Consider the following 14,605-nt stretch of genomic DNA (forward strand, 5'->3'; position numbering starts at 1 on the left):
AGCGCATATCGGCTTGGGCAAGGTAACGGAGATATGAAGCATCAAGATGAACTGCCCCCCTTCTCACCAGGGATGCAAGCGAAGCGTGAGAAATACTTGGGCAACTTTGATCAGTTGGTGACTAACTATGAACACCTCGTGGTTCGTAGCAAACGTGAGTCGAAGCAACTTATTGAACTGAGAAATGAACTCACGAAAAGCCAAAAGCAACTCGCCGGACTAAAATCCGACGTTGCGAAGTTGCGCGCTGAAAACCAGAAGCTCAAAGACACACTGAAAGCTTTGAGGCTGTCCAAGAGCGTCAGAGCTGGACGTGCCGTTACCTTGCCTATGCGCCTCGTAAAGAAGGCAATAATGGAGTCAACGAAGCCGGAAGCTTCCCCTAGTCCTGCTTCCGTGCCGAAGCATGAACCCGATGTTTTCAAGCCCATACCTGGGGCATCGCGCCGCCAGGATATGGATGCGAGGGCGGTTAATGACTCTTATCTCGAAGCGGCCGAAAAGGACGGCACCAGGGAGAGTGTTCTCCGCTACGCCAACCATGCCTACTTTGTGCTAGGGGATATAAGTCGTCCTGCTTCGCTGTTGAGAGCTCACGCGGCTATCCTCACCGACCTTGATGTGAAAGACGCGCGCTTGGTCCGCGTTCTTCTGGGGCTGGACGCACTCATGCAGAATGAGCCGCAGATTCCTCCGCGGCAGCCGAATGCCGCCTTCCAGGTGGAAAGGAACCGTGTGTTGTACTGCGCCCACAGCACCGGACATTTCAACAGCAACGGGTATTCGACGAGAACTGCCGGAATCATTCGAGGACTTACGAGTCAAGACAAAGATGTAGTGACGGTTGCGCGTCCGGGGTATCCCTGGGACATCAAAGTCGACGTCCAGAAACCCCCTGTCAAGCGATTTGTGAAGATCATCGGCGGAGTCGAACACGTCTATAACCCTTGCCTGAGCTGGACCGATGACCGCCTCGACCACTATCTGCTGGCATCAATAGATGCATACGTCCGTGAAGCGCAACGGCAACGGCCCGCGGTCATACATTCGGCGTCGAACTATGTGACCGCCTTGCCGGCACTCATTGCAGCCCGCCGGCTGGGCGTCCCGTTCGCCTACGAGGTGCGGGGACTGTGGGAAGTTACGGGGGCTTCAGAGCGGAATGGATGGGAAGAGTCCGAGCGATACAAGTTCTCGGAACGTATGGAAACCCTGGTCGCAAGCCAGGCGGATCACGTGTTTGCGATCACTCCGCAGGTACGGGATGAGCTAGTACGCCGAGGTGTCGATTCGTCGAAGATCAGTCTTTTGCCGAACGCAGTGGACACTCATGAGTTCACGCCGATGCCACCATATCTTCCGCTAAGAACCAAACTCGATATCCCAGCTGATGTTCCCGTCATTGGCTACGCAGGAAGTCTCGTTGGCTACGAGGGGGTATCTGATCTGCTCCAGGCAACCCGCAGAATTCTGGATTCAGGGCGTGATCTTCGCGTTGTATTGGTGGGGGACGGGCCAGAGCTAGCGAACTTGAAAACGGAGTCCGACAGGCTGGGACTGGCTCGGACAGTCATTTTCACCGGGCGAGTGCCTGCGTCGGAAGTGTCAAAGTACATCAGTATCTTTGATGTTATGCCCTGCCCGAGGCTGAGCCTGCCCGTCACGGAACTCGTTTCCCCGTTGAAGCCGTTGGAAGCGATGGCGTGCGCCAAGGCCATGGTGGTCACGAGGGTCGCACCCCTCATTGATCTGGCTGGAGCAAACGAAGACAGGGGTATCCTGGTCGAGCCTTCGAACCCGCAGTCCTTGGCGGACGGCATTATCAGGCTTCTTGACAATCCTGAATACCGGCGAGAACTTGGACGGCGCTCACGACTCTGGACCGTCCTAGAACGCACCTGGTATCTGACCGCTGAACAGATTCTGAGCGCATACAAGCAGATACAGGATTCCCAGAGCCAGATGGATGGGAAATCCCGGGTCTTGCGGGATATCCGACTGGCTATCATCGCCGACACATTCACCACGGAAGGCCTCCGTCCGGAGGTAGACCTCGTTGAACTGCGGCCATACTCGTGGCAGAAACAGCTTGAGCAAGCGGACGTCGACGCCCTGTTCGTGGAGTCGGCATGGGAAGGTATCAATAATGAGTGGCACCAGCGCGTCGGTTTTTACGATGACGAAAAGTTCAGTGTTATGCGCAGCCTCTTGGAATTCTGCCGCGAACGGTCGATTCCAACCATATTCTGGAATAAAGAAGATCCAGTACATTACAACAGGTTTAAGGGCAGTGCCAAACACTTCGACCATATCTTTACAACCGATGCGGACTGCATCTCCAGATATGCAACAGATGCTGGCCCCCACGTTAAAAGCGTTGGATCGCTGCCGTTCTACGCACAGCCATTAATCCATAACCCGCTGCCTTCGGGACAGAAGCCCATCCCATCGGTGGCTTACGCTGGAACTTATTACGGTGACCGGTACAAGGAACGGTCCCGGGAGCTTGGTCAGCTGCTGGATGCAGCGAAACCATTTGGATTGACTATTTATGACCGGCAGCTGCTCAACGAAAACAGCCCGTATAAATTCCCGGCCGGGCTGAGCAGGTACGTGTCTGGGGGACTCAACTACCTAGACATGGTGAAGGCCTATAAGGCCCATCCTGTTCATATCAATGTGAACTCGGTCGCGTCGTCACCAACTATGTTTTCGCGCCGAGTCGTCGAAATTGCAGCATCCGGCTCCACAATAATCAGCGGCCGAGGACGAGGCGTCGATGAGGTTATGGCCGGCCTGGTATATACCGTGGAGTCCCAAGAGGAAGCTACCGTCCTCGCAAAGCGGTGGATGACTGACGAAAAGAGCCGGATCCACGATGCCTGGCTTGCGTACAGGCTTATCCACCGTGGCCATACAGCCGCGCATCGCCTCACTTATGCGCTGCGAACGGCGGGTCTGGTCGTTAAAGCCCCGGTCCTAGGCGGGTACGCCCTCACCGTGGGGTCACTCACCCCGGAAGCGGCAACTGCCATCAGCCGGCAAACCGTGCTGCCAAGCGTAGTGGTCTACGACTCCGCTATCGATGGTGTCCACCTGCCGTCAGGAATCACAGCAATTCCACGGGCTGAGTTGTCCTCGGAGTTGCTTATCGAGAGCGGAATAGTATGGATTGGTCCTTACATAGACGGGCTATCGGACCGCACGGCCTATGAGGACTTGCTAACTGCCGAGCGATATGGTCGATGGGACAAGCTCACGTACTCAGATCAGGCTCTGGACGTACCTGGACAAACTTTGGCACTAGTCGGTGCGGCAGAACCTCGGGAAGCAGACCAGCGGATGCCTCTTCTGGAGAGGATAGGAGCAGCCACGAACAGCGATGCGGCGAATTGCGTGCGAATGCGTCGAAGCGTTTCGTGTCTTGATGACCAGGATGGCTCCAGAAAAGCTGCGGATGCTCCCGGAATCAACAGCCAGGCCCTAACGATTCTGGTCGCCGGACACGACCTGAAATTTGCCCGCGGTATTATTGCAGCGTGGGAAAGCCAGGGACATAAGGTGCTAATCGACCAGTGGGCGGGGCACGCGCAGCATGATGAGGAACAAAGCCGCGAGTTACTCGCCGTCGCAGATGTGATCTTCTGTGAGTGGACTCTGGGAAATGCAGTCTGGTATTCCGCAAATGTCGAGCCGCATCAAAGACTGGTTACCAGACTGCACTCACAGGAACTGTTTACACCTTACCTGAAGCAGCTCAAACATGATCGTATAGATCAAATACTGGTGGTTGGGCAGCACATCGCGAACATCGCAGCGAGGGATCACGGCATCCCTTCATCGAAGATGATAGTCGTGCCAAACGCGGTAGACATCCCTGGAGACGTACAGGCGAAAGACGATTCAGCCCGGCATAGGCTCGGAATGGTTGGAATCGTTCCTGCACAGAAGAACCTGGATGTGGCGCTGGATCTTCTGAGCGCTCTCAGGAAGCTCGATCGGCGGTACACCTTGGCTATTAAGGGCAAGAAGCCGGAGGAATACTCATGGATGTCGCAGCGGCCCGCTGAGATGGAATATTACGCCGCTCAATATGAGCGTCTCCGGACAGATCCGGACCTCATCAACGCAGTGACGTTCGATGGCTACGGTAACGATATGTCCGACTGGTACCAAGGGGTGGGCGTGGTCATATCGGTGAGTGACTTCGAGTCCTTCCACCTCACGATCGCAGATGGGGCCGCCCATGGGAGTCTGCCCGTCATTCTAGGCTGGCCAGGGGCGGACCAGATTTACCCGGTCTCTTGGATTTCCGCGTCCGTGGACGAAATGGTGACCAGAATACGACAATCCACTGAATCGGAAGAGATCTATGAGAGAGTCACAGTCGAAGCGCGAGTATTCGTGGAAACTGTTTTTTCATCGGCCCGGATACTGCCTGAGATCACATCGCATGTTGTAGGGGAGCATGCATGGATGGCGCGCGATGACCGGACGACATACGAGTGAGTCATAAACAGATGGCGCCGTCCCAGGGCAGTATGTGGAAGCTGTCTTAAGGGACAGATCCACGTACCGTACTCGGGGCGGCAAGCCATTGTCGAACTCGACACCGGCCAGGTCCTGGGCTTCGTGGACGGCCTTGATAGCCAAGGCCTTGAGATTGGCATTTTCGCCCTCCCGCAGGAATGGCGGCTGGGTATGCAGTTCGTTGCGAACGAGTGGTCGGCGCTGTTCCGCGGGGCACCGCTGATCTGGCTGCCTCGCACAGCTGTCACCAGTAGACGCGTTCCATGTGGTCAAGCTTGGCAATGACATCGACATGATCACCGAAGTCCTGCAACGCCTCACCCAGCGGCTTGGCGCCAGAACGGTATCTACTCCCTTTATGTTTCGTGGTGAATTTTCTGCCGTGATGGGTGTTCGTGCATCGGTTCTAGAAACACTGCGCAACAGGATACGTGTGGATGCCTGACGCTTTCCGGTGGCATCGTCCGGCCGAACACGGTGGAGCAACGGTTCCGGGCCCTGTCCGAAAGCGTGTCTACGGCCCGGAGGAGAAATCGCCGGCTGGCCCAGACCGGGCCGATCGAGCGTCCCGCCGTCCGACGACGACCCGGTTCGGTTCGCCAGGTTCACCCGGCCGGTAGTGTTTATAATCCGGGCCGCAACGACTCTGGCTGTCGCCGCCGGCGCGGGTGGCGTAGGTAGGACTTCAGCGTCGATGCGTGGTCTGCCAGGCCGGCCCCGGTAGCGGTTCGCTCACCAGTAAGCGATGGAACGGGAGGCGCCCATCTATTTGTCTGCATCTCGCCCCGTGCCTCCAGAAGTGACTTCCTAGACCAAGATCATTCTTCCGGCCGGAGCCAGCCGAGCACTACGGTGAGACATGAAGATGTCTTGGGAAGCAGCTCGTGTTCGCAGACACGACCCTAATGGGTCCTTTCCTATGCACGTGGAATAACGTCCTGTCCCAGTGAACCTAGCTGATTCTGACGGTCCGAGTAGTGAAGGCCGTGGGCAACGAGTCGGGAGAGCTCCGAGAATATACTCGAACACGGTAAACTCCGGGCGCAAGGTCCGCATAGGAGGCACTCCGACTGTCTGAGTACCCGCAACTCTCGACTAGTTGGTTGTCATGGAAAAGTCGATATGCATGCTGATCCCCTGTCCCTGAATGGACTCGCAGTCTCACGCTCTTGGTGCTCTTGTCGACAGAAATGCTGTATGGTAAAGCGATTTCCGTACTATTGCGGGTCCACTGCTCCAAATTAGCGCTCAAATAATCGCGGTATATCCTGCCAATTTCACCGTGCGGAAGGCCCGGCAGGACCAGGCTGGAAACATCGACGCCAGCGGACTCAGCATCCGCCAAGAATGGAGTCACGTGTCCGCGCAGATGGTGGTCCTTCTCTCCAACCACCAGGAATATCTTAGTTGCTGGTTTCGCTTGCCGAAGCTTCTCGCTGATGATGCTGTCGAGGAAATCTACGTCTTCTTCCGACGTGCCACCGCTCATGAACTTCAGGATATTAGGATGTGCGTGCCGAACGAATGTCCCGATTCTCGTTTGCGGAGCCCCAACAATGATGCGTGCGGCGCCAAGCGCCAAGCCATGGATAAGGGCAGCCGATCCGCCTTTGGAAGAGCCCGCCATGGCTACGTCCGCCAGGCCGTATCCATGTTGTTCCATGACCAACTTAATGAGTTTCTGGACAGAGTCGAATATGTCCGTGGAGCGATGGTCAGAGTAGTAGTAAGCGCCCTGGTCGCCGAAATCATCAAGAATGTAGAGAGCGCCTATGCCTGACTCATCAACGGTTTTCTTATAATTGTATGTGAAATCCCCAGCCCGATTGATTGCTGAAAAGACGATCACCAGTTTGTTGGGCCTGCCGTTTTTCGGAGGGATGTACAGATAATTAACCGGCACTGTTCCCTGATGACGCTTCCAGCCCTGAGCCGGTAGGATTTGACGGTCTTGATAGGTGTAGTCATTCAGCCGAATCGTGGTCGCCATCTCGGCGTTTTTACCCTCGAACTCAATTGAGACGGTGTGGGTAGGGACGGCTTCCCCAAATTTTGGGAACCTCCAACCCATGGGACGGGGCTTGACTCGCCCGTAGTGGACCGAAGTGCGTGTCGGGACATTTGCGGTGAACGCAAGGTCCATGACTTTAGCTCCGTTCTTGTATAACTCAAAGCCCTGGCCGTGAACTACGGGCTGGATGTCGGTTCCCAGGTGCCAGAGCAGCTTGTAGCTGTGGTGCGTTGAGCTTATGACGGTGTCCACTATGTCGATGCGTACCGTGCCAGCTGAGTCGTCGATTCTGAGCTCGCGTGAGTGCTCGGTGTCCGGGTAGCGGCCGTTAGTACCAAGTACGACGACGCGGTTGGGGGTCTGTTCCTTGGCATGAAGGCGAACTGTGTGGGCTTTGTCGTCTGTTCGAGGGAGACTTTGATTATCGACAATCAAGCTATTATGTGAGAATTGCGAATAGGCATATTTGGACAACGGGTCCTTATAGTCGTAGCTATAGGGGCCTGCTTCAGTCAGGAGTTCAGTATCTTGGCTCCGAAGGTAGAGGCTTAAGTCATCGGAATGCTTATGGTAATTCCCGTTGTAAGCAGCTGAGAAGAAAGCATAGGTGGCATTCTGGTCGCCCCACGAGCTGCGATATATGGCGTAGCCGGACTCTGGCAGCACTAAAATGCGGTTTGGGTCGGCGGATCCACGTTTTCCTGCCGTTGCTGCGTACAGGAATTCTTGACTATTGAAAAGGTCAAGGTTCTGTTTCGAGTCTACGCGGCGTTGAGTGGTGTCGCTCACTGGGGGATAGATTCCGTTGGGCATTAGCGCGTGCGTTGCATACTTTTCTGCGTTACTGAGAAGGGCCGTATAATATGCGGAATCCGGGTGATTTGCTGTCTGTACGATTCGCTGGACTACGCCCAGGTGACGCGACACCATCACATGATAGGTTGGCGTGTTTTCAATATGAACACCCTCGGATGTGAAACACTCTGAGAAGTAATCTTTTAGTCGCGTTAGCGACAAATTAAAGTAACGTTCTTTAGTTTCTGACGGTGCCCAGTCAGCTAGGACCGAATAGTATGCCAGTGCCAGATCCTGGAACATTCCATGGTTGTTGCCCGGAGAGTGAAAGTCTGGGCTGGCCAGAATGCGGGCGGTTTGGTCCAGCAGCGGACGAAGCAGGCTTTCCGTATGCTCAGGGGATACATCAGATATCAAAATTTCCAAACGCAACAGGTTGATCATGCGCTGCGCCGTTGTCTCATCGTGGTAGGCCATGCCCGTTCCGTCGCCCGTCCATGGGTTCATTTCAACCCATGCCTGTATGAGATCCAGGGCCGATTTGGTCGCGGCGTGCCGCGTACTTTCGTCAGCCAGTACCGTGCCAAACCAGTCGTTGAGGAAGAGAAACCCATGGAGATACCGCTGGTGACTCCTACCTTCTTGGGGTTGCCAAACGCCTTCATGCGTTATGGAAACGTCAGGAAAAGAGTCAGAACTGATGATTCTCTGGTGGATGAGTTTCTCAGCTCGTTCACGTACCGTTGAATTATTAAGAGGGTGGAACTGTTCTAGAACAATGAGTCTTATGGCTGATACCTGGCTCGGAGTAAGCATGTTACCTATATTCTCTGCCGAGACTATGCCCGGCGCATCTGGGCTGTTGCGCGTCGAACGGGCCGTCACAAAGAACGGAAGTCAGCGACCCTAGTTCCGAGGCCCAGCATCTCCTCAATGGCAGCCACGGTGCGCTCGGCGGCCTTGCCGTCACCGTACGGGTTGACCGCATTGGCCATGGAGTTGAAGTAGGCCTCGTCGTTCAGGAGCTGCTGCACCTCGGAGACGATGCGCTCCTCATCCGTGCCAATCAGTTTGACGGTCCCGGCTACGACGGCTTCCGGCCGTTCGGTGTTTTCGCGCATGACCAGGACGGGCTTGCCAAGGCTGGGTGCTTCTTCCTGCACTCCGCCGGAGTCCGTGAGGACGACGTGGGACAGGGAGAGCATACGGGTGAACTCACCGTAGGCAAGGGGCTCCGTCACGATGATGTTGGGGACGTTCTCCACAAACGGCATAACAGCATCCCGCACCACGGGGTTCTTGTGCAGGGGAAGCACAATCGTCAGCTCCGGCTCTGCTGCAGCAATCCGTGCCAGAGCCCGGCCCACACCGCGCATTGCTTCGCCCTGGTTTTCCCGCCGGTGTGTGGTGGAGAGCAGAATACGGCCGCCGGCTGCCGCAAGATCTTCAAGCTTCGGGTCGGTAAACGGAATCTTCTTGTCAACGGTCATCAGCAGTGCATCGATGACAGTGTTTCCGGAGACCACAATGTCTGCAGCAGAAATATTCTCTACCAGAAGGTTCTGCCGGCTGGTCGTGGTCGGCGCGAGGTGCAGACTGGCGATCTGCGAGGTGATCTTGCGGTTGGCTTCTTCGGGGAAGGGGGAGAAGAGATCGCCGCTGCGAAGGCCGGCTTCCACGTGGATAACCGGAATGCCGTGGTAGAAGGCTGCGATTGCGCCAGCGGTGGAGGTTGTTGTGTCGCCCTGGACGATGACCGCATCCGGCTTGTTGACGCTGAAAAGCTTGTCCAGGCCGTCGATGGTTTTGGTGAGAATCCCGTTGAGGGTCTGGCCCGGCGTGAAAATGTTCAGGTCATAGTCCGGAACGATGTCAAAGAGGCTGTTTACCTGGTCCAGCATTGAACGGTGCTGTCCGGTCACGGTTACAAAGCACTCCAGTGTTTTCGATTTCCGGAGAGCGGCCACGATCGGAGCCATTTTGATGGCTTCCGGGCGCGTCCCGTAGATCGGCATAACAACTGGCATGAGATTCCCCCGAAAAGACTTGACAAATGCTTCGCTAGCAGTAGTGAGTATAGCCGATCACCGGATAGGGTCATTTGCCGTTACGCAACCGGGACGCCGCTGCCCCGTCGAAGAGCCGCGCGGCCGCAGGGGATCAGCCAAAAAGAACCAAAAGCACAATGAGCGCTGGAACCGTAAGACACACCAGATTTGTGACAAGCAACGCCACCAGCCTCTTTTTTCGGTATGCCGGGTCCATCTTGGAGCGGGAGGCGGGGACAGGTCTGGGCGCCTCAGCCGGTGAGTGCACCCGCTTCCCGCGGGCAGGACCTTTGTCCGGCCGCGAGGGGGTGCTCTTCATGTGCCGTGCCGCTGCAATGTCCGGATACTGCTTCTGCGCCATGGACTCCACCTTCCCATAATTATGCAAATCTCCGTCTGCACGCTGCCAGGGCCCTGCGGTAGGCTTCCTACTGACCATGCCGGTTCGAAGGACAACGACGTCCGTCGAAGATAATCCGGAGGAGAAGCATGAGCAGCAGCACGGAACGGGATTACCTTGCAGACTAAGATCACCGCAAACGCGCAGGCGCTGAAGCGATGGTTGAGCAAAGCCGAGGTGTCCCTGGGGAACCACAGCGACCGGCTGAACGCCATCAACATTTTCCCGGTGGCCGACGGCGACACCGGAACGAACCTCTACCTGACCATGCGGGCAGCTTCGGCAGCGGTTGCTGACCTGGAAACCCAGGACATCGGAGAACTGCTTTCCGCAGCAGGCCGCGCGGCGATGGAGCAGGCCAAGGGAAACTCCGGCACGCTGCTGTCCGTCTTCCTCACCTCCATGGCCGAACCACTGCAGGGAAACACACGGCTCTCGGCCCCACTGCTGGCCCGTGCGCTGGAACGAGCGCAGCTGCGCTCCTGGTCCGTGCTGAGCGACCCGGTCCCCGGCACCATGCTCTCGGTCCTGGAAGAAGCGGCCCGCGGAGCTTCCCAGGTAGAGGCCGCCCAGACCGGCGACGACAGCAACGCGGGACTGGCAGAGACCCTGCGGGGCATGATGACCAGCGCCCTCGCCGCCGTCGTGCGCACCGAGGAGCAGCTTGAAACCCTGTCCGACGCCGGCGTCGTGGACGCAGGTGGTGTGGGCTTCCTGCTCGTGCTCGATGCGATGCGCGCCGCGGCGCTGGGCGAGGAACTGCAGGGCGAGCTCCTTGACGGGCTGCACGGCTACGACGTGCAGGATCCGCACATCCACGGTACCCAGCCGCAGCTCGAAGGTGTGGAGGTCATGTGCACCATCACGCTCAGCCCGCTGGACGCCGCCACCCTGCGGCTGCAGCTGGACGAACTGGGCGACTCGGTGATCATGAGTGCCGTCAGCCCGGTGGGGGAGGGCTACCGCTGGCGGGTCCACGTCCACACCCCCGACGCCGGTGCCGCGATGGACGCGCTGCACGCCGTGGGTGAACCGACCAACGTCACCATCACCGAGCTCTCCGCCAATGGACACCAGACCACTGAAATCCCGCAGATCCCGCTGCCCGGCCAGCCCGCCGTCGACGGTTTCGCGCGCGAAGCCTAGAGGCCCATGCAGGACAGGATTCCCGGCGAGCTCGACTATCCACTGAACCGCCGGATCGGAAAGAAGTCTGCGGACAAGATCGAGAAGCAGCTCGGCATTACCACGGTGGGCCAGCTGCTGCTCCACGTACCGCGGCGCTACCTGGAACGCGGGGAACTCACCCGGATTTCCGAGATCCCGTTCGACGAGGAAGTAACCCTCGTGGCGAGGGTGCAGAGCAACAACTCGCGCCGTATGCAGACCCGCAAGGGCATGATCGTGGAAATCACGGTCACTGATGATGACGACGCCGGCGCCCTGGGACTGCTGCATCTCACCTTCTTCAACGGCTACGGAGCGCTTAAGGACCTGCAGCCGGGCGTCCGTGCGATGTTCTCCGGCAAGGTGGGCGTCTACAAGCACCAGCTGACGCTCACCAACCCGAACTACGTGCTGCTCAGTGACGAAGCGGATGACGAAGAGGAAGCCAAACGGCCCATCCCCGTCTACCCGGCCACCGCCAAGCTGACCAGCTGGGAAATCAAGACCACCATTGACCTGCTGCTCGACTCGCTCCAGACCGAACGCCTCCGCGACCCGATTCCGCCGGCCATCCGCTCCCGGGAACGTCTGATGGGCATGGCCGACGCCTTCAACGCGATCCACCGCCCGGCGGTCATCGAGGACGCGTACAAGGCCCGGCACCGCTTCCGCTATGAGGAAGCCCTGGTGCTGCAAACCGCGCTTGCCCGGCGGCATGCCTTCACCGCCGAACAGGATGCCACCGCCCGCCCGCCGCACCCCGGCGGGCTGCTGGAAGCTTTCGACGCCGCGCTGCCGTTCACGCTCACCGCAGGGCAGGCCGCCATCGGTGAGGAACTGGCCGCTGACCTGGCCAAAGCCCACCCCATGAACCGCCTGCTGCAGGGCGAGGTTGGCTCCGGCAAGACCCTGGTGGCCCTGCGGGCCATGCTGCAGGTGGTCGACGCCGGCGGCCAGGCAGCGCTGCTGGCCCCCACCGAGGTACTGGCAGCCCAGCATTACGCCTCGATCACCCGGACACTTGGACCGCTGGGCCAGGCCGGCATGCTGGGCGGCAGCGAAACCGCCACCCGGGTCACCCTGCTCACCGGCTCTATGTCCGCCGGACAGCGCAAGGCCGCCCTCCTCGAAGCTGCTTCCGGCTCGGCGGGAATCGTGATCGGCACACACGCACTGCTCTCCGAACACGTCCAGTTCGCTGACCTGGGCCTGGTGGTGGTTGACGAACAGCACCGCTTCGGCGTCGAACAGCGGGACATCCTGCGCACCAAGGGCCGCGACTCCACCCCGCACCTGCTGGTCATGACGGCAACCCCGATTCCACGCACAGTGGCCATGACCGTCTTCGGAGACCTGGACGTTTCCACCCTCACCGAGCTGCCCGCCGGACGTGCACCGATCTCCACCCACCTGGCTCCGCTGGCGGACAAACCAGCGTGGGGCCCGCGGATCTGGGCGCGTGCCCGGGAAGAGATCGATGCCGGACGGCAGGTGTACGTGGTTTGCCCCAAGATCGGGGAGAAAGAAGAGGAACCCGGAACAGAGCTGGCGCTGCTGGAAGACCTGCCGCACCAGCCCGCCGCCCCGCGGAACCAGCGGCCGCTGGCGTCCGTCCTGGAAGTCCTCGAACGCCTGCAGGAGCTGCCGGTGCTCTCCGGCACGCGGCTGGGCATGCTCCACGGCAGGATGGACCCGGCGGAGAAATCCGCCGCAATGGACGCGTTCAACCGCGGTGAGATAGACCTGCTGGTTTCCACCACTGTGATCGAAGTGGGCGTGGACGTGCACAACGCCACCATGATGGTGATTCTCGACGCCGAGCGCTTCGGGATTTCCCAGCTGCATCAGCTGCGCGGCCGGGTAGGCCGCGGAGGCCTGCCCGGAACCTGCCTGCTGGTCACCAACCTTGAGAACGGGCATCCCAGCCGGGAACGCCTGGACGCCGTGGCCGCCACCACCGACGGCTTCGAGCTCTCCCGCCGGGACCTGGAACTGCGGCGTGAAGGCGACATTCTGGGCGCCTCCCAATCCGGCGGCCGGTCAACGCTGAAGCTGCTCCGTGCCATCCAGGATGAAAAAGTGATCGAACGCGCGCGGGCAGACGCCCAGGCGCTGATCCAGGAAGACCCGGACCTGCTGGAGCATCCGGCCCTCAACGAGGCGATCGAGGCGTACCTGAACCCGGAGAAGGAAGCGTTCCTGGACCGCGGCTGACACCGGCAGAGGGTCGAGGATGCCGGACGGCACCTGCCCGCTGGCTAAAGTGGACACATGAGCCGCATCATTGCCGGAGTCGCCGGCGGATCCACCCTGTCCAGTGTTCCCGGATCGGGCACCCGGCCCACCACGGACCGGGTGAAAGAAGCGCTCTTTTCCCGGCTGGAATCCTACGGAATCCTGGACGGCGCCTACGTGCTGGACCTGTTCGCCGGTTCCGGCTCCCTGGGCGTGGAAAGCGCCAGCCGCGGGGCCGCCCGCGTTGACCTGGTTGAACTGGCCGAGAAAGCAGCCCAGGTCTGCCGCAGCAACGCTTCACTGGTAAACAAGATCCTCGGCTCGGAGCGGGTGCGCGTGCACCGGACCAAGGCAGAGTCCTACCTGCTCCGGGTACCGCCGGGACTGGTCTGGGACCTGGTTTTCCTGGACCCGCCCTACCCGCTGGAGGAAGACGGACTGGCTGCCGTGCTGGAAGCGCTCAGCCCGCGGCTGGCCGCCGGCGCCGTCGTAGTGGTGGAACGCTCCTCCCGCTCACCCGAACCTGCCTGGCCGGAAGGCATGGAACGCTTCAGTGAACGTTCCTACGGGGAAACAACCCTCTGGTTTGCCGAACCGGCGCAGAAAGACGAGGAATAGGTCTCCTCAGCGTCCGGCAGCAAACGCATCCAGATCGGCTCCCGTCAGCACGGCGGCCGGATGCGGTCCGGCCTGCAGCAGGGACTGCGTCCACTCCGCCGGCCAGCGATACGGCACTGCTGCAAGGACGATGTTCCCGGGATGCCTGCCGGTAAACATCGAGGCGTCGCCCAGCGCGGCGATCTCACCGCCGGCAGCAGTGAAGACCTCCTGCAGTGCTTTGGCCTGCCGGCGCGCGAACGCCAGCGGAGGATCGTCGCCCACGTTCACCAGTAGCACGCCGCGCTCCGAGAGCAGCTGAAGCAGCTCCGCGTAGTATCCGGCGTCTGCAAGGTGCTCCGGTGCATCAGCACCGGCGAAGACATCCAGCACCACCGCGTCGAACGAGTGGGCCGCGAAACGTTCCAGTTCCGACCGCGCGTCACCGGTCACTGTCTGAAGTACCGTTCCTTCCGGCAGCGGCAGATAGGCCAGCACGTAGTCCAGCAGCTCACGTTCAAGTTCGACGGCGGCCTGCTCCGAACCCGGGCGCGTAGCCTGCACGTACCGGGCCAGGGTCAGGGCACCGGCACCGAGGTGCAGGACCCGCAGCGGCACACCCTGCGGTCCGGCCAGGTCCAGGACGTTGCCGATGCGGCGCAGGTACTCGTAGAAGATCTCTTCCGGATGGGCGAGGTTCACGTGGGACTGCTGGGCACCTCCGATGGAGAGGATCCAGGCGCCGTCGTTGAACGCGTCCTCATCCAGTTCAGCGTGGGCGCCGATTCCACGCAGCAGCCGGGACGGCGGGCGGCGTTCCAC

At 59.6% G+C, this 14,605-nt stretch carries 8 protein-coding genes; 5 read left to right on the forward strand and 3 right to left on the reverse strand.

The annotated features are described in order from the left end of the window. The first annotated feature begins 117 nt into the window (after positions 1 to 117). Together ACWGQ2_RS15685 and ACWGQ2_RS15690 are read left to right on the forward strand one after the other, a co-directional pair. Complete coding sequence (locus ACWGQ2_RS15685; RefSeq protein ID WP_452018908.1) at positions 118 to 4,509, forward strand: glycosyltransferase; 4,392 nt, start codon at positions 118 to 120, stop codon at positions 4,507 to 4,509. Between the two features lie 313 nt (positions 4,510 to 4,822). Beyond that, a complete protein-coding gene (locus ACWGQ2_RS15690; RefSeq protein WP_452018910.1) occupies positions 4,823 to 4,975 on the forward strand; it encodes a hypothetical protein in 153 nt (50 codons plus the stop codon). A gap of 507 nt (positions 4,976 to 5,482) precedes the next feature. Here the strand turns inward: ACWGQ2_RS15690 and ACWGQ2_RS15695 are convergent. Together ACWGQ2_RS15695 and wecB are read right to left on the reverse strand one after the other, a co-directional pair. Beyond that, on the reverse strand, positions 5,483 to 8,152 hold the full coding sequence (locus ACWGQ2_RS15695; RefSeq protein WP_452018912.1) for a heparinase II/III domain-containing protein: 2,670 nt from the start codon (positions 8,150 to 8,152) through the stop codon (positions 5,483 to 5,485). A gap of 65 nt (positions 8,153 to 8,217) precedes the next feature. Beyond that, positions 8,218 to 9,363: a non-hydrolyzing UDP-N-acetylglucosamine 2-epimerase gene (wecB, locus tag ACWGQ2_RS15700; RefSeq protein ID WP_452018914.1), complete on the reverse strand. Its 1,146-nt coding sequence runs from the start codon at positions 9,361 to 9,363 to the stop codon at positions 8,218 to 8,220. Between the two features lie 538 nt (positions 9,364 to 9,901). On the opposite strand from wecB, the gene ACWGQ2_RS15705 reads away from it, so the two are divergent. From ACWGQ2_RS15705 to rsmD, 3 genes are read left to right on the forward strand one after another with little or no spacing between them, the layout of a single operon-like run. Beyond that, positions 9,902 to 10,930 carry a DAK2 domain-containing protein gene (locus ACWGQ2_RS15705; protein ID WP_452018916.1) on the forward strand — a complete coding sequence of 343 codons (1,029 nt, stop codon included), beginning with the start codon at positions 9,902 to 9,904 and terminating at the stop codon, positions 10,928 to 10,930. Between the two features lie 6 nt (positions 10,931 to 10,936). Further along, on the forward strand, positions 10,937 to 13,165 hold the full coding sequence (locus tag ACWGQ2_RS15710) for an ATP-dependent DNA helicase RecG (RefSeq protein WP_452018918.1): 2,229 nt from the start codon (positions 10,937 to 10,939) through the stop codon (positions 13,163 to 13,165). A gap of 57 nt (positions 13,166 to 13,222) precedes the next feature. After that, positions 13,223 to 13,804, forward strand: a complete 582-nt coding sequence (gene rsmD / locus ACWGQ2_RS15715) for a 16S rRNA (guanine(966)-N(2))-methyltransferase RsmD (RefSeq protein WP_452018920.1) — start codon at positions 13,223 to 13,225, stop codon at positions 13,802 to 13,804. 6 nt (positions 13,805 to 13,810) lie between these two features. Here rsmD and ACWGQ2_RS15720 read toward each other — a convergent pair whose 3' ends face one another. Next, positions 13,811 to 14,605 (reverse strand): spermidine synthase, encoded by a 795-nt coding sequence (locus ACWGQ2_RS15720; RefSeq protein ID WP_452018922.1) that lies wholly within the window; start codon positions 14,603 to 14,605, stop codon positions 13,811 to 13,813.

The sequence above is a fragment of the Arthrobacter sp. NPDC055585 genome (assembly GCF_053619115.1).